This window comes from Klebsiella sp. RHBSTW-00215, from assembly GCF_014103785.1.
GTDB lineage: Bacteria > Pseudomonadota > Gammaproteobacteria > Enterobacterales > Enterobacteriaceae > Klebsiella.
Map to the genome: position 1 here is coordinate 5,589,793 of NZ_JABXQS010000001.1, position 17,585 is coordinate 5,607,377.

The 17,585-nt window shown below is 58.3% G+C and carries 10 protein-coding genes; 7 read left to right on the forward strand and 3 right to left on the reverse strand.

Annotated features, from left to right (window positions below; all coding sequences use genetic code 11):
* The first annotated feature begins 62 nt into the window (after positions 1-62).
* The 7 genes from HV127_RS26650 to HV127_RS26680 all read left to right on the forward strand — a co-directional run bounded on the left by HV127_RS26650 (position 63) and on the right by HV127_RS26680 (position 14,537).
* Entirely contained in the window at positions 63-3,791 is a 3,729-nt protein-coding gene (locus tag HV127_RS26650) for a WGR and DUF4132 domain-containing protein (protein ID WP_182239904.1), read from the forward strand.
* A gap of 14 nt (positions 3,792-3,805) precedes the next feature.
* On the forward strand, positions 3,806-7,396 hold the full coding sequence (locus tag HV127_RS26655; RefSeq protein WP_182239906.1) for a DUF4132 domain-containing protein: 3,591 nt from the start codon (positions 3,806-3,808) through the stop codon (positions 7,394-7,396).
* 152 nt (positions 7,397-7,548) lie between these two features.
* Positions 7,549-8,637: a MoxR family ATPase gene (locus tag HV127_RS26660; RefSeq protein WP_182239908.1), complete on the forward strand. Its 1,089-nt coding sequence runs from the start codon at positions 7,549-7,551 to the stop codon at positions 8,635-8,637.
* A 10-nt stretch (positions 8,638-8,647) separates the two neighbouring features.
* Positions 8,648-10,933 (forward strand): DUF5682 family protein, encoded by a 2,286-nt coding sequence (locus tag HV127_RS26665; protein WP_182239910.1) that lies wholly within the window; start codon positions 8,648-8,650, stop codon positions 10,931-10,933.
* Positions 10,933-12,069, forward strand: a complete 1,137-nt coding sequence (locus HV127_RS26670; protein ID WP_182239912.1) for a VWA domain-containing protein — start codon at positions 10,933-10,935, stop codon at positions 12,067-12,069. The genes HV127_RS26665 and HV127_RS26670 overlap by 1 nt, the downstream gene beginning before the upstream one ends.
* Positions 12,066-14,060, forward strand: coding sequence for an SWIM zinc finger family protein (locus HV127_RS26675; RefSeq protein ID WP_182239914.1), 1,995 nt, complete (start codon positions 12,066-12,068; stop codon positions 14,058-14,060). Before HV127_RS26670 ends, HV127_RS26675 begins: the two co-directional genes overlap by 4 nt.
* 15 nt (positions 14,061-14,075) lie before the next feature.
* A complete protein-coding gene (locus tag HV127_RS26680) occupies positions 14,076-14,537 on the forward strand; it encodes a YehR family lipoprotein (RefSeq protein WP_182207357.1) in 462 nt (153 codons plus the stop codon).
* A 79-nt stretch (positions 14,538-14,616) separates the two neighbouring features.
* Here the strand turns inward: HV127_RS26680 and HV127_RS26685 are convergent, their stop codons facing one another.
* Genes HV127_RS26685 through HV127_RS26695 form a run of 3 tightly spaced genes read right to left on the reverse strand, consistent with a single transcriptional unit; the run spans position 14,617 to position 17,539 of the window.
* A complete protein-coding gene (locus HV127_RS26685) occupies positions 14,617-15,084 on the reverse strand; it encodes a DUF1456 family protein (RefSeq protein ID WP_110277433.1) in 468 nt (155 codons plus the stop codon).
* Between the two features lie 53 nt (positions 15,085-15,137).
* On the reverse strand, positions 15,138-15,857 hold the full coding sequence (btsR, locus tag HV127_RS26690; protein WP_182239916.1) for a two-component system response regulator BtsR: 720 nt from the start codon (positions 15,855-15,857) through the stop codon (positions 15,138-15,140).
* A complete protein-coding gene (locus tag HV127_RS26695; RefSeq protein WP_182239918.1) occupies positions 15,851-17,539 on the reverse strand; it encodes a sensor histidine kinase in 1,689 nt (562 codons plus the stop codon). The genes btsR and HV127_RS26695 overlap by 7 nt, the downstream gene beginning before the upstream one ends.
* Between the last annotated feature and the right edge of the window lie 46 nt (positions 17,540-17,585).

Consider the following 17,585-nt stretch of genomic DNA (forward strand, 5'->3'; position numbering starts at 1 on the left):
TTTTTAATCTGACAATAACTGTTAGCATCAACGTAAAACTGGATAAAACAACAGGGACGCCGATGAAAACATTTATTTATCATGATGAAAAATCACATAAATTTTGGGCAGTAGAGCAGCAGGACAACGAGCTGCATCTGAGCTGGGGTAAGGTCGGCACCAGCGGTCAGAGTCAGATTAAAACCTTTGCCGATAGCGTCGCCGCCAGCAAGGCCGAACTGAAGCTGATTAACGAAAAAACCAAAAAAGGCTATGTTGAAGATACCGCCGCAGTGCAACCCACCGTTGCCAGCCAGCCTTCTGAGCCAGTCGCCACGACAGCATCCCCACAGCCGGAGCGCGTTCCCACGCCTGTTGACGTTACCCGCCCGTGGCTGGCGGACGATGCCGAATTGCCGTTGTCGGATGAACTCCTTGCGCAAGCGCTCCCTTCGCGCCTCTTCCCCGGCGAACCGATTGCTGCGCCTGAGGACAGTAAACTGATGGACCTCGGCAAAGAGATCCACAAACAATCCGGTAAAACCGTCACCTTCAATAGCGCCGGCTGCTCCGCATACTGGCAGCAAGTCATCAATGAAGCTCTCACCGATGGCCAGCTATCACCAGCCGCGCTGGCGGTTCAGGTCGCCGTGGCAACTCGCCGTGGCTGGCGCAGCGGTGATAATCCCGAACTGATGGACGAAATTGTTTACGTCTACGGGCTGGAATATGCCGTTGAAATGTTTATCGCCCTACAGCACATTGAATTTGAATATAATTATCAAACCGTTCAGGTCACCTTTCTCGCAGAACCAGTCTCGGCTCGTGGAGCGAATATGTTCGATGTTCGCCTGCGTGCGCATCTGGCCCTTGCTGATGAGCCGCTGTGGCAGCGCTGCGTGGATAAACTCATTGCCGCATTGCCGGATATGCCTGTCGGCCAGCAACCGCTGGTCGCGTTATTGCTGCCGGAGCGCCAGGATGTTGTTAACGACATCGCCTGCCGGGTGCTGGCGCACAAAAATGTCAGAACGGCAGAATGGCTGAAGCTGGTTGCCCGCGACCCGCAGGTCGTCAAAGCGCTGGAGCCCTACCTGGCGGAAAACCTGTTCAACGATTACTACAACGGCAGCGTCTGGAACGCGACGGTGATGCGCGAGCAGGGAGTCGCCGGAATCTCCCGCTTTGCGCCCTACGTTCACGATGACCTGTGCGGCGAGCTGATAAGCTACGTTAATCATCCGCAGGCCCTGACGCAGCTGATCCGCGTGAGCGAACAAGGAAAACGCTGCCATGAACGGATGACTCAAGCCTGCACCCGTTTCCCACATGCGGCGCTGGCGGCATTGGCTGAGCTACTGGTGCATAAAGAAGAGAAACGCTGGCGCATTATGCTAATGACCCAGTTGAGCACCCGACCGGAACGGGTCGCGCAGATCGCGCCATGGATCTCTTCACAGGCCGCGGCGCTGCTGGAAACCTGCCAGCAGCAACTCAATCAGCAGACCGACTGCGCCAGTGACGATATGCTGCCATTGGTGCTGGTTTCCCCGCCGTGGGCGACGAAAAAGAAAAAATCGCCGATTCCCCAACTGGATTTATCACCGCTGGCCTTAGACCCGGTCTGTATGCTGACGGAAGAGGCGGGCAAGCAGCTTCTCGAACAACGTAGCTGGTATGCCCACCAGGTGGAAATGGGCAGAGGAAAGGATGAAAAAAATTTCCTGATGCGCTTAGGCTTTCGGCGCTGGAATGGTAATCTTTCTGACAACGCCCCCGACTCCGTACCGAGCGCCTGGCAACGGCAGGATTATCCCGCGCTGATCGCGAAGTTTAAGTCCCTCCAGGGTTCTTCACGCGAATGGGCGGTTTATATGCTCACCGCGCTGCCCACAGAGCAGGCAATCGTGGCCTGGAACGCTCTGAGCAAAGAGCCGCACACCGGCGCGGAATACGTAATGACGTATCTGCGTCTTGCCGGACTGCCGGGCTTTATACATTCTCTCTCACGTTACCCGCAAGAGAACTTATCCGTCGCAATCTGGTTTGCCGCCAGCGAACTGGCCCCGATGGTCGCCCGCGCCTTTAACAAACTTAAAACGCTGCGCGATGTTGCCCGCGAGTGGCTGCTGGCCTATCCGGAGCATGCCATTACCGGCCTGCTGCCCGCAGCCTTTGGTAAAGCAGGCGAAGCGCAGGACAGTGCACGTCTGGCGCTACGTCTGCTGATAGATAACGGCCATCAGCGTCTGCTTGAGCAGGTCGCACAGCGCTACAATCAGCCGGAGGTGATGGAGGCCATTAACGCCCTGCTCTCACTCGATCCGCTGGATAACCATCCGACCAAAATTCCAGCCCTGCCTGCGTTTTACCAACCCGCATTCTGGACGCGCCCGCAGCTGCGAGAAAACGGCCAGGCACTCCCGGACGCAGCATTAAAATCGCTCGGCGAAATGCTGCGCTTCCCGGCAGAAGAAGGCCTTTACCCCGGCTTACAGCAGGTGAAAGATCTCTGCACTGCCGAGTCACTCGCCGCCTTCGCCTGGGACCTGTTCAGCGCCTGGCAAACCGCCGGAGCGCCATCCAAAGAGGGCTGGGCCTTTAGCGCGCTGGGAATTTTCGGCAACGACGACACCGCGCGAGCGCTAACGCCGCTGATCCGCGTCTGGCCGGGTGAATCCCAGCATAAACGCGCCACGGTCGGGTTAGATATTCTCGCCGCGATCGGCACGGATATCGCTCTGATGCAGCTTAACGGCATCGCCCAGAAGCTGAAATTCAAAGCCTTACAAGAGCGCGCACGGGAAAAAATCGGCGATATTGCCGAGAGTCGCGAACTGACCGTTGCCGAGCTGGAAGACCGCCTCGCTCCGGATCTCGGATTGAACGATGATGGAACGTTAACCCTCGATTTTGGCCCGCGGCGCTTTATCGTTAGCTTTGATGAGGCGCTCAAGCCGTTCGTGCGCGATGAAAACGGCAGTCGGCTGAAAGACCTGCTAAAACCCAATAAGAGTGACGATGACACGCTGGCAACAGAGTCGGTTAATCGCTACAAAGCCCTGAAAAAAGACGCCCGCACCATCGCCGCCCAACAAATCGCGCGGCTGGAATCCGCCATGTGCCAGCGCCGACGCTGGACGCCGGAGAACTTCCACCTGTTCCTGGTGAGCCATCCTCTGGTGCGCCATCTTACCCGTCGCCTGGTATGGGGTGTCTATGGTGCGGACAACAAACTGCTGGCCTGCTTCCGCGTTGCCGAAGACAACAGTTACAGCACCGCCGATGACGATCTCTTTACCCTGCCGGACGGCGAGATCCGCATCGGTATTCCGCACGTGCTGGAAATGCCTGCGGGAGACGCCGCCGCCTTCGGTCAACTGTTCGCCGATTACGAACTGCTGCCACCGTTCCGTCAGCTCGATCGCAATTGCTACACCCTGACGCCCGCTGAACTTTCTGCCTCAGAGCTGACCCGCTGGGCCAGGCGCAAGTGTCCAAGCGGCCGGGTAATGGGGCTGGCGAATAAAGGCTGGCTGCGCGGCGACCCACAGGATGCAGGCTGGATTGGCTGGATGCTCAAACCGCTGGGACAGTGGACGTTAGTAATGGAAATCGACGAAGGCTTCGCCGTGGGCATGTCACCGGACGAACTGAGCGCCGAGCAGCTGTTAAGCAAAATCTGGCTATGGGAAGGCAAAGCGCACCAGTACGGCTGGGGCAGCAATGGTCCGCAAACAGCAACGTTTTCCGTACTGGATAGCGTCACCATCAGCGAACTGATTAACGATATTGACGCGCTATTTGAATAGAACAAGGAACGTTTATGCACAACGCAGTAACCCCACCGTGGCTGGCGGATGATGCACAGCTGGAGTTGACCTTTAAAAAGGGTAAAGAACCGTTAAGCCATCGCCGTTGGCCGGGCGAGCCGGTGCCACTGGTTGAAGAGGGGCGGATTCAGCAGTTGGCGAACGATATTCCCGCCCGCTATCGCTCCCTCACCTGGGGCTATGAAAAATGTACGCCGGAGTGGCAACAGGCAATTGCTCTGGCAATTTCTTATGTGGGTAAGGCAAAACCCGCCATGCCCGCCCCCACCATGGCGACGTTAACCCGCCTGACGGAAGACGACACCCCCGAGCTGCTGGATGAGATCGTTCAGTTGTATGGCGTCGAGTACGCCACCGAGGTAGTCATTGCCCGCCAGAGTATTGCTATGGCATATAACAAATACGAACAGCCTAATATCGTGTTTTGCTACCCGGATAAGAAGAGAAAATACGGTTTTCGCGCCGAAACCTACGATGCCTTCGACCTACGCCTGCGCAAACACCTGTCGCTGGCGGAGGAAGAGATCTGGCAACGTTGCACTGACAAACTCGCCACTGCGCTTGCAGACGTGCCGCTATACCGCCAACCGTTTATTGCCCTGTTGCTGCCAGAATGGCCAGATATCGCCAATAAAGTTTATGTTACTCACGGTCAGGAAAGCTATAGATCATCAAAAGAGTGGCTAAAAGCCGTCGCCACGACTCCCGAAGCGCAGGCTGAGCTGGAGGAGTATTGGGCGCGCGATATCTTTACCGATCGCGAAGGTAGCGATATGTATTACGAGAACCGCTATGGCTACGCCGCCTGTGCCGCCGTTCTGCGCGAGCAGGGGCTGGCGGCGGTTCCTCGAATGGCGGTCTACGCACACAAAGACGACTGCGGCAGCCTGCTGGTGCAAATCAACCATCCGCAGGTTATCCGGCTATTGCTGCTGGTGGCGGACAAAAACAAACCCAGCCAGGAGCGCGTCGCGAAGTTTGCCAAAAAATTCCCCGCCTCGACGCTGGCGGCGCTGGCGGAACTGCTGGCGCTGCCGGTACCGCCCGCTCGCCCCGGATATCCTCATATCGAAGAGAAAAAGCTCCCGCAACAGCAGAAAAAACGCGCTGAGGGCTGGCGCATGCTGCTTCAGGCGTTGCTAAATACGCATCCGCAGCTGGCTGAAGAAGTCAGTCCCTGGCTAAGCTCGCAGGCGCTGGCCCTGCTGGCAAGCTGTCAACAATTGCCTTCTTCAGGCGTAACGACAACCACCGATAACGCCAGCCTGCCGGAAATCCTGCTCTCGCCGCCGTGGCGCGGCAAAAAGAAAAAAGCCGCCGGCCCACGCTTTGAGCTTCCCGTACTCCAGGTTGCTCCGCAGGAATACTGGCAACAGGGGGAAAGAGAGGCGCTGGCTACCAGCAAGCCAGCCAGCTTCTTTAACGACCTGCCGCTGCCTGAGCGCCTTAGCCGTAAAGGGGGCGTTGTATTACAAGAGCTGGGCTTTGAGGACATGGATTATCTGTTCCATCAATATACGTTGAATGGCCGGCAAGGGCATTTGGGATCATCGTATAGCGTCTACAGTAATAAAACGGGATGGTGTGAAGCTGCCGTTAAGGCGCTGCACAGCGGTAATAGCGAGGTGCTGCTGCAGGCCTGGCGAGACTATCTTGACGAAGGCTATAAACCCAACGACTGCTGGAATCTTTATCTGCTGATGCAGTTGCCCCGCGAGCAGGCTGTGACGCTGTGGCAGCGCATCAATGAAGAGAACTTCAAATTCGTTGGGGCCGAATATATGTTGAGCATTCTCGGGACGGATGCCCTGCCCGGCCTGCAGCTGGCGCTTCAGCACCGGCCAAAAGAGATCTTTCCGCTGCTGATTCATATCGGTGCAACGGAACTGGCGCTACCGGTCGCCCGCCTCTGGCGACGTTTCCAGGCGCAGAGCAACCTCGCCCGCGAGTGGCTACTGCAATGGCCGGAACACGCCGCCACCGCGCTAATCCCGCAGGCGTTCGACAAAGCGGGCGATAACCGCGAGGCGGCGATTAACGCCCTGCGCCTTCTGCATCAGGAAGGCCACAGCGAGCGGCTAAAAACGGTGGCACAACGCTGGAACGAACCGGCGCTATGGTTAGCGCTCGAACAGTTGCTGGCGCAGGACCCGCTGGACAACTACCCGACCCGGACGCCGAAAGCACCAGACTTCTGGCAGCCCGCGCTCTGGCGCAGGCCACGACTGATTGGCAACGACCAGCCGCTAACCGACGAGGCGCTGGAGATCCTTGGCGAGATGCTGCGCTTCGCCCAGGGTGGCCATCATTACTGCGGACTGGATATTGTCAAAGCCGCCTGTCAGCCCCAGTCGCTGGCCACTTTTGCCTGGGATCTGTTTAACGCCTGGCAAAGCGCAGGGGCTCCCGCCAAAGAGAACTGGGCATTTCAGACGCTGGGTATCTTCGGTGATGAAAGCACCGTACGCTGTCTGACTGCGTTAATCCTCGCCTGGCCGCAGGAGGGGAAATCGGCACGCGCCGCCAGCGGGCTGCATCTCCTCACCCGCATCGGCAGCGATATGTCATTACTCCAGCTGCACCATGTTTCACTGCGCGCCAAATCGCGCCCGCTGCGCGAGAGCGCGGAACAGTATCTTAAAGAAGTTGCCGAAGCGCGCGACCTGAGCGAAGAGCAACTGCAAGACCGGCTGACGCCGACGCTGGGGCTGGACGACGCCAGTGCGCTGACCTTTGACTTTGGTACCCGTAGCTTTAGCGTGCGCTTTGATGAAAACCTGCTGCCGGTGATATACGACCAGCAGGGAGCGCGGCAAAAAAGTATTCCGCGCCTGCGCGCCGAGGATGAGCAGACCAAAGCCGAAGAAGCGCTGGTCCGACTGAAAGGCCTGAAAAAAGATGCGACCCAGGTAGCCAAACGCCTGCTGCCACACCTGGAAAGTGCGCTACGGCTGGCGCGGCGCTGGAGCCGGGCTGAGTTTCAGGCGCTGTTTGTCGACCACCCACTGACCAGCCATCTGACCCGGCGCTTAGTGTGGGGAGTTTACGCAGCGAATGAACCGCGACGTCTGCTCAACGCCTTTCGCGTCGCAGCGGAGGGCGAATTCTGCGATAGCCAGGATGAATCCATCACGCTGCCGGAGAATGCCGTGTTCGGCATCGCCCATCCACTGGAAATGGGTGATGAAACGCGCGCGGCGTTCGAACAAATCCTCAACGACTACCTGCTGTTGCAGCCCTTCCGTCAGCTAGCGCGCCGGACGGTGCTGCTGTGTGAGGAAGAAGCAACGCGAAGCAAGCTAACTCGCTGGCAGGGCAAATCAACCACCTGCGGACAGCTGTTGGGGATTCGCAGCCGGGGCTGGTGGCAAGGTAGCGAAAGCTATTTCTGTTACGATGTTGCTCAGCATCGGCTGATACTGGAAATCACGCCGGGGTTTGTTCACTACAGCATAGACGCTAAAGCCCCTCAGCAGTTTGGCGCGATAACGCTCTATTACGGCGAACAACCCGTTGCATTCTCCCGGCTCGATCCTCAGGATCTCAGCGAAGCGCTAAACACAATAGAGATTATTTCCCGCTAGTGTGACAAACGTGGTGAGTCAATTAGCAACAATATTCGACTCACCACATGAGTCGAATATTGACTTTTTAGCTCCACTTACCGAACGCGCCTTTGTGACCTCAGAATACGCAGGGAGATATTGCGCTAAATATAACTCTTTAAGGAAGAAATATGTCACCACAGGAAAAACATCTTCAGCGCCCGCCAGCTGCCGTACTGTATGCCGACGAACTCGCACGGCTTAAGCAGGATGACTCGCTCCCTTGCCCGCCCGGCTGGCAGTTGAGCCTGCCGGCGGCGCGGGCTTTTATCCTTGGCGATAGCGCTCGCAATATTAGCCGCAAGGTGGTTATCAGTCCCGCCGCCGTCGAACGGATGCTGGTAACCCTGGCGACCGGGCGCGGCCTGATGCTGGTGGGCGAACCGGGAACCGCGAAATCACTGCTCTCCGAGCTGCTGGCCACCGCCGTTTGCGGCGACGCCGGGCTCACTATCCAGGGCGGCGCGGCCATTACGGAAGATCAAATCAAATACGCGTGGAACTATGCATTACTGATAAACCAGGGGCCGTCGACACAGGCGCTGGTGCCCGCCCCGCTGTATCAGGGAATGCGCGACGGTAAAATCGTTCGCTTTGAAGAGATCACCCGCACCCCGCTGGAGGTTCAGGACTGCCTGCTGGGGATGCTTTCCGATCGCGTAATGGCGATCCCGGAACTGACTGGCGCTGACAGCCAGCTGTACGCCCGCGCCGGATTTAATATTATCGCCACCGCCAACACCCGCGATCGCGGAGTTAACGAAATGAGCGCGGCGCTGAAACGCCGCTTCGACTTCGAAACCGTCTTTCCGATTATGGATTTTCAGCAGGAGCTGGAGCTGGTGGCCAGCGCCTCGGCCCGGCTGCTGGAGCATAGCGGCATCCCGCATAAAGTGCCCGACGCCGTGCTGGAGCTACTGGTGCATACCTTCCGCGATCTGCGCGCCGACGGTGGCAAGAAAACGTCAATGGATACCCTCAACGCCATTATGTCCACCGCCGAAGCGGTTAACGTCGCCCACGCCGTCGGGGTGCGGGCGTGGTTTTTAGCCAGCCGTGCCGGGGAGCCCGCCGATCTGGTGGATTGCATCGCCGGGACCATCATTAAAGATAATGAAGATGACCGCGCCCGCCTGCGTCGCTATTTTGAACAACGCGTCGGCACGCATAAAGAAGCCCACTGGCAGGCCTATTATCAGGCCCGTCACCGCCTGCCGTGAGGGAACACGCATGCCTGAGCAGCCGTTAATTATCGGCGTTCGTCATCACAGCCCGGCTTGCGCCAGGCTGGTGAAGGAACAGATTGAACAAAAGCGTCCGCGCTACGTATTGATTGAAGGCCCGGCGGATTTTAATCATCGGCTGGATGAGCTGTTTTTACCTCATCAGTTGCCCATCGCCATCTACAGCTACTGCCAGCATCAGGACGGCGGCACGGCTGGGCGCGGTGCCTGGACGCCGTTCGCTGAATTTTCTCCGGAATGGCAGGCGTTGCTGGCCGCTCGCGCAACCGGGGCGCACGTCCGATTTATCGACCTGCCGGTGTGGGCGCAGAGTGAGGACGATGAAGAAGTTCCTGACGCTCGCCGCGCCGATGACCAGCAGCGCCTGCTTCAGGCCAGCGGGATGGAGAATACCGATACCCTGTGGGATCACCTGTTTGAAGACGAAACCCAGCGCGCTGACCTGAAGCAGGCGCTGGAGACTTACTTTATCCGCCTGCGCGGCGACGAAAGCGGTGGTGAAAACAACCACCAGCGCGAAGTCTTTATGGCCCGCTGGCTGGCATGGGCTATGGGGCAAAATGACGGCCCGGTAGTGGTGGTGTGCGGCGGCTGGCATGCCCCGGCGCTGGCCACGCAATGGCGAAACTGCCCGGCGCAAACGCAGGAGCCTGAATGCCCGCCTTCGCCGACGCCCGAGGCCATCACCGGCTGCTATCTGACGCCCTATAGCGAAAAGCGCCTGGATGTGCTGGCAGGTTATCTTTCCGGGATGCCCGCGCCGGTGTGGCAGAAATGGTGCTGGCAGCTCGGCCAGCAGCAGGCTGGTGAACAGCTGCTGAAAACCCTTCTCACCCGTTTACGCCAGCGTCGCCTGCCCGCCTCCACGGCCGATCTCGCCGCCGCCCATCTACGCGCCATGGCGCTGGCGCAGCTTCGCGGTCACGCCCAACCGCTACGTTGCGACTGGCTTGATGCGCTGGCGGGGTCGCTGATTAGAGAAGCGCTGAACGCCCGGCTGCCATGGAGCTATCGCGGCGTGATTCATCCGGATACCGACCCGATCCTGCTGACAATGGTCGATGCGCTGGCAGGTTCTGGCTTCGGCAAGCTGGCGTCGGGAACACCGCAGCCCCCGCTGCCGCTGGATGTGGAGCGCGAACTGGCCCGGGTCGGTATTACCCTGTCCGGTAGCCTGACCCTCAACCGCTTTGAACCCGGCGAGCTTGCGAAAAGTCAGGTACTGCATCGGCTGGCCATCCTCGATATTCCAGGGATCCAGCGGCGACAGGGCAGCGCAATGACGCTTTCCGGCGACGGCGAAGAGTGCTGGTCGCTTTTTCGTCCGCTGGAACAGCATGCCGCGCTGATTGAAGCCGCCTGCTACGGTGCCTCCCTGGCAGAGGCCGCGCGCCAGCGGCTTGAGGTAGACATGCTGGATTCCATCGGCATCCGTGGCCTGGCCGCCAGCCTGAACCAGGCGGCACTGGCGGGGCTATCTACCTTCAGCCAGCAGATGCTGGATCAGTTGGCGCAGCTTATCGCCGGGGAGAGCCAGTTCGCCGAAATGGGCCCGGCGCTGGAGGTGCTTTACGCGCTGTGGCGTCTGGACGATATCAGCGGTATGCAAGATGCCGTGGTGCTGCAAACTACGCTCTGCGCGGCGCTTGACAGGACGCTATGGCTCTGCGAGTCCAGCGGCGTTGCCGAAGAGGCGCAGTTTCATGCCCATCTACATAGCTGGCAGACGCTGTGCCATATTCTGCGCGATATGCAAAACGGCAGCGTTTTACCCGGGGTGTCGCTCAGTGCCGCCCTGGCCTTATTTGAACGGCGTATGAGAGCGTTCGATGCCGCCCCGCTCGACCGCGGCGCGGCGCTCGGCGCACTGCTTCGCCTTGAGTATCCCGCAGCAACTGCTGAAGCGGCCCTGACGTTATTGGCGCAGTTGCCGTCGCAGCGGCTGGGGGAAGCTGTGCACGGCATGCTGGCGCTAGCCCGCCATCAGTTGGCCTGCCAGTCCGCGTTTATCGCCGGATTCAGCGGATTGCTTGCCCAACTGGCGGAGGATGAGTTCATTCTCGCCCTGCCGGATTTACGCGCGGCGATGGCCTGGCTGCCACCACGCGAACGCGGTGCGCTGGCGCGTCAGGTACTCGATCACTATCACATGACCATGCTGCCGACGCAGGTGCTTCAGGCACCGATCCCCTGTTCGCCGGAACGCTTTACTCGTCATCGGCAGCTAGAACAGCAGGCGCTGGCAGCACTGCAGCACTGGGGAATTCGCTAATGCATACGCTATCCGATCTTCTGACCACCCGTGAACTCCAGCGCTGGCGGCTGATTTTAGGCGAAGCCGCCGAAAACAGCCTTGGCGGGCTTGATGAACGCGCCTGCCAAATGGACCAGGCGCTGGAGTGGCTATATGGCCGCGACCCTGAACGCCTACAGCGCGGCGAACGCCAGGGCGGGCTGGAGGGCTCGAACCTGACGACGCCTGAGTGGATCAACGCCATCCATACGCTTTTCCCGCAACAGGTCATCGAACGACTCGAGAGTGATGCGGTGCTGCGCTACGGCATTGATGAGGTGGTGACTAATCTGGAGGTGCTGGAACGCATCGAACCTTCCGAAAGCCTGCTGCGTGCGGTGCTGCATACCAAACATTTGATGAACCCGGATGTACTGAACGCCGCCCGCAAGCTGGTGCGCCAGGTGGTCGAGCAAATCATGGCCCGGCTGGCAAAAGAGGTTCGCCAGGCCTTTTCCGGCGTACGCGACCGTCAGCGTCCCTCGCGCATCCCGCTGGCGCGCAATTTCGACTTCAAAAACACCCTGCGCGCTAACCTGAAGCACTGGGACCCGCAGCGCAGCAAACTGTACATTGAATCACCGAAGTTTATCAGCCGCATTAAGCGCCATAGCGAACAATGGCAGTTGGTTTTGCTGGTCGATCAGAGCGGTTCGATGGTGGATTCCGTTATTCATTCCGCCGTCATGGCGGCCTGTTTGTGGCAACTACCGGGTATCCGCACTCACCTGGTGGCCTTTGATACCAGCGTGGTAGATCTCACCGCCGACGTCGCCGACCCGGTCGAGTTGCTGATGAAAGTCCAGCTTGGCGGCGGTACCAACATCGCCCAGGCGATAGAGTATGCCCGGCAGCTCATTGAACAGCCGCAAAAAAGCGTCATCGTGCTGGTGAGCGATTTTTTTGAAGGCGGTGCGACATCCCTGTTGATTCACCAGGTGAAGCAGAGCGTACAAAGCGGTATCAAAGTCCTCGGGCTGGCGGCCTTAGACAATACGGCATCGCCCTGTTATGACCACGAGATGGCTCAGTCTCTGGTTAATGTTGGGGCGCAAATCGCCGCGATGACCCCCGGTGAACTGGCTGCCTGGCTGGCGGAGAATTTGCAATCATGATGCCTTTACGCCCTGAATTACTCGAGCTTACGCAGCAGGCGCTGATGGCGCTGAGCAATGCCGGATTCGTTAAACGCAGTATCAAAGAGCTGGATAGCGGTAATATTCCCGAGCTGGAGCAGGATGATGCTGGTGCGCTCACCGCTCTGTTTAACGATGGAGTCCGCACCCGACTGGCAAAGGACCAGGCGCTGAAAGAGTCCAGCTGCACCTGCGGCGCCAGCAGCATGTGCCGCCATCGCGTGATGCTGGTGCTGAGCTATCAGCGCGCCAATGTCAGCGACGACGTACCCGAAGAGGCGGCGGAAAATACCGAGCGCTGGCATCCTGGATTGTGGCAGGAAGAGCTGGCGACCCTACCCGACGCCGTCCGTAAGCGGGCGCAGCAGTTAGCGGATAAAGGGTTAGCTGTGGAGCTGTTTTGCTTACCTGGCGAAATGCCTTCGGCAAAGCTGCCGATGAGCGATGTGCGTTTTTACTCCCGCAGCAGCATCCGCTTTGCCCGCTGCGATTGTGTGGAAGGATCGCTATGCGAACATGTGGCGCTTGCGGTACAGGCATTTACCGACGCCGAAGCCCAGCAGCCCGGCTTTACTCATCTGGTCTGGCAAACCCGCAGCCGCAAGGTCGCCGCCAGCGGGGGGCCGTTTGATACCCCGGAGGGCGAAGCCTGCCGGCATAGCCTCCAGCAGCTAAGCCACCTTCTGTGGCAAGGCGGTATCAGCCAGCCGCCGATTAATCTAGACGCCGCGTTTACCCGCGCACAGCGTACAGCGCATGCGGCTAACTGGCGCTGGGTCGTCGGGGCGCTTGACGAGGTTCGCCAGAGCGTCGATGCGTTCCAGCAGCGTGCCAGCTATTATCACCCCGCGCAGCTACTCGCTCAGCTCGCCGGTCTTAACGCCCGCCTTGAGAGCGCCGGGCACATGGCGCAACTTGCCGTTCCGCCTCTGCCGTGGCGCACCATCGTCGGTCTGGGCGTTGCCGGTGAGGCACAGCTCGACCACGTGCGGCTTATCTCTTTAGGCATGCGCAGCTGGCAGGATAATCGCCAGTATGGTTTACGCATCTGGTTTAGCGATCCGGACACCGGCAGCATCCTGCATTTATCGCGCAGCTGGCCGCTGGCTGAACGGGTGCAAAGCCCGGCATGGCAGCGTCGCCTGTTTACTTTTCAGGCTGGGGCGCTGGCGGGCGGGCAAATCATTTCCCAATCTGCGCGGCGTAATGCCAATGGCGAACTGCTGCTGGGCACACGCCACCGCCTGAGCAGCAACGTTCCGCTCACCCCGGACGCCTGGCTTATGCTCAATGCGCCACTGCGCCAGCCGGGCGTGGCGGCGCTGCGCGAATATCTGCACCAGCGCGCCCCGGCCTGCGTACGTCCGCTCAACCAGGTGGATAATTTATTTATTTTGCCGATTGAGGCGTGCCTTACCGTGGGCTGGGATGCGGCGCGGCAAACGCTGGATGCGCAGGTTATCAGCGGCGAGGGGCAAGATAATCTTCTGCATCTGTCGCTCCCCGCTTCCGCCAGCGCGCCTTATGCCGTTGAGCGAATGGCGGTGCTGCTGGGGCAAGAAGACGATCCGGTGGTGATGGTTTCCGGGATGGTCACGTTTAGTCATGGACAGCTCACCCTGGAACCACTGGTGATGATGACCCGCTCGCGGGCATGGGCGCTGGATGCCGAACCGCACCCCGCAGGGCCGTTGCCCGCCGCCGATTTATCCCCGGCGGTATCTCAGACGGGATTGCTTTTACAGCGTTGCCAGGAGGTGTTAATCCAACTTCTGCATAATGGTCTACGCTACCAACAACAGAACCTTTTTCGCGAAGCGAGTACGCTGGCCGATGAACTGGCGGAGCAAGGCTTTAACCAGCTGGCTCGTTTGCTGCGCCAGTTGCATGAGAATAAATCAGCCACATCAGACAACACATTGAATACGTTAGTTTTACTCTATCTACAGCTGCAAATGGCACAATATTAAACAAAGGGAATCGTTATGCAATTCAACCGTAAGATCGGCACTATCCTGAGCGCAACCGTGTTGCTGGCGGCGCTGGTCGGCTGCGATAACAAAAAAGACGAGGTTAAAGCCTTTAGCAACACCATGAACGGCGTTGAGCTGACGTTCACCTATCACTACAAAGGGGACATCGTGACGCGTCAGGATGCGGACAACACCATTCCTTATAAATCACTCGGGGTGACTAACGAAGAGCAGGCGCGCAAGATTATCGACCCCATCGGTGCGGCTTACGGCAGCATTAAAGGCGTCACGCACAAGGTGGACTATAAGGAGAGCTACGCACAGGAGCATCTCTCTATCGACTTTAATCAGGTCAAAATTAGCGATCTGTGCAAACTGCCGGGTGCCAGTTTTACCGATTGCGCGCAAAAGTTTATTTCGCTTAGCGAGTCGGAAAAAATGCTGACGTCGCAGGGATTTAAAGAGGTGAAATAACGTCAATTCCCGGCTTGCGGTGGGCTGTGCCTTCGGGTAGCCCGGCTAAGGCGTTTACGCCGCAAGCCGGGGAAGCATATCAGGATTTCGCGTGCGCGCGTTCGGTCAGGCCGCGCAGGAAGTAACGCAGGAACTGGTCACCGCATTCGCGGTAGTTTTTATGGTCCGGCGCGCGCATCATGGCGGTGATCTCCGGCATTGAAACGCGGAATTTCTGCTGGGTAAGGATAGCGAGAATGTCATCAGTCTTCAGGGAGAAGGCGATACGCAGTTTTTTCAGCACGATGTTATTATTTACCCGGCGCTCAACCGCCAGCGGCGGTGCGGATTCATCTTTACCGCGTTTGTCGTAAATCAGGCCATTGAGGAAGTTCGCCAGCACGATGTCCGGGCAGCGCGCAAACCCTTCTTCGTCTTCTTTTTTCAGCCACGGTACCAGTTGCTCTGCACTCACCGGTGCATCTGCCAGAGTAAAAATGCGCACCAGGCCGTTATTGTTGGTTTTCAGGATGTAGCGCAGGCTACGTAAGATATCGTTACTGATCATAATGCCTTCATGATGAAAAATTCTGGCGCTAAGTCTACCACGATTCCGCCGTTTTACAGCCCAATCGCCTCTTTCAGGCTTTTCAGATAGCGGCGGCTGACCGGCACCGTTTGCCCGGCGCGCATCAGCAGTTCCGCCTGCCCGTTCTCCTCCAGGCGGATCTCCTTAAGGTGGGCCATATTGACCAGATACTGGCGATGACAGCGCAGCAGCGGCGTTCGGCTCTCCAGCGTGCGCAAAGTCAGCTCGGTAAATCCCTCTTTCCCTTCGCTATCGGTGACGTAAATACCGCTCATTCGGCTGCTGACAAACGCCACGTCTTCCATTTGTAATAACCAGATCCGGCTGTGGCCGGTGCAGGGGATATATTTTAGCGCCTGCTGGGTATCGTCGAGGACGGTCATATCCTGCAGGCTGCGCTCATGGCGCAGTCGGGCCAGCGTTTTCTCAAGCCTCGTGGACTCAATCGGCTTGAGCAAATAATCAAACGCGTGCTCTTCGAACGCTTTCACCGCGTACTCATCAAAAGCAGTCAGGAAGACGATATAAGGCCGATGTTCCGGGTCGAGCATGCCGACCATTTCGATGCCGCTGATCCGCGGCATCTGGATATCCAGAAATAGCACGTCCGGGTGCAGTTTATGCACCGCGCCAATTGCCTCTACGGCATTCCCGCACTCGCCGACGATCTCAATATCAGGCTGGGTCTCCAGCAAGATACGCAGATTTTCACGCGCCAGCGGCTCGTCGTCGACAATTAAAACTTTTAACATGCGTTCTCCTCCAGAGGCAGTCGCAGCGTAACGCGGGTAAAACACTCCGGTTCGCAGGTGACGGTTATTCCGCAGTCGGCACCGAAGCGCGCCCGCAGTCGTCGGTCAACCAGGTTCATTCCCAGCCCGCTGGCGCTGGGTTTATCCTGGTAAAGCCCGGCGTTATCTTCAATATCCAGCTGCAGCCAGCGCTCATATTGGCTCGCGCGAATGGTGATTTCGCCGACGCCAAGGTGCTGCGAAGTGCCGTGTTTAATCGCATTTTCGACTATCGGTTGCAGGGTAAAAGCCGGAAGATGATGCTGCGCCAGCGCCTCTGGCACCAGCATTTGAATCTGTAAATTGGCCTGAAAACGCGCTTTCTCAATCTGCAAATAGGCGTTCACATGTTCAATTTCATCTGCCAGAGTGACGATTTCCGCTGGCCGTTTCAGGTTTTTGCGAAAAAAAGTCGACAGATATTGCACCAGCTGTCCGGCCTGGTCGCTGTCGCGGCGAATCACCGCCTTTAACGTATTCAGCGCGTTAAACAGGAAGTGCGGGTTCACCTGAGCATGCAGCAGCTTAATCTCCGATTGGGTCAGCAGCGCCTTTTGCCGCTCATACTGACCGGCCAGAATCTGCGCTGACAGCAGCTGCGCAATCCCCTCCCCCAGCGTGCGGTTGATAGAGCTAAACAGCCGGTTTTTCGCTTCATACAGCTTAATGGTGCCGATGATCCGCTGATTCTCACCGCGCAGCGGAATAACCAGCGTGGATCCCAGCTTACAGTTGGGATGAATCGAGCAGCGATAAGGCACTTCATTGCCATCGGCATAGACCACTTCGCCAGTATCAATCGCCTTCTGGGTATACAGGGAAGAGATCGGTTTACCGGGCAGATGGTGATCGTCGCCGATCCCGGTAAACGCCAGCAGCTTGTCGCGATCGGTGATGGCCACCGCGCCGATATCCAGCTCCTGAATAAGCACCTGCGCCACCTTCATGCTGTTCTCTTCGTTAAATCCCTGGCGCAGTATCCCTTCCGTAGAGGCGGCAACCTTCAGCGCCGTAGCCGAGAACGCAGAGGTGTATTTCTCAAACATCGCCCGCTTATCCAGCAGGATGCGCATAAACAGCGCCGCGCCGACGGTATTGGTGACCATCATCGGCGCGGCGATGCTCTGCACCAGATGCAGGGCATCCTGAAACGGACGGGCGATCAGCAGGATAATCAGCATCTGCACCATTTCGGCAACGAAGGTGATAGCGCCAGCGGTCAGCGGGCTGAAGACTTTATCCGGCCGCCCGCGTTTCACCAGAATGCTGTGTACCAGGCCGCCAAGTAGCCCTTCAACAATGGTGGACACCATACAGCTTAATGCCGTCATGCCGCCCATCGAGTAGCGGTGGAGCCCGCCGGTCAGCCCCACCAGACCGCCGACAACCGGGCCGCCGAGCAGGCCGCCCATCACCGCACCGATGGCACGCGTATTGGCGATCGAGTCTTCGATATGCAGGCCGAAATAGGTGCCCAGAATGCAGAAAATAGAGAAGGTAACGTAGCACAACAGTTTGTGCGGCAGGCGAACGGTGACCTGCATTAAGGGGATGAACAGTCGCGTTTTGCTCATCAACCAGGCGATGACCAAAAACACGCACATCTGCTGAAGCAGCAGCAACACCAGATCAAACTCGTACATACCCGCAGACCACACTTCACTTGAAAGCGCGTAACATACACTGCCT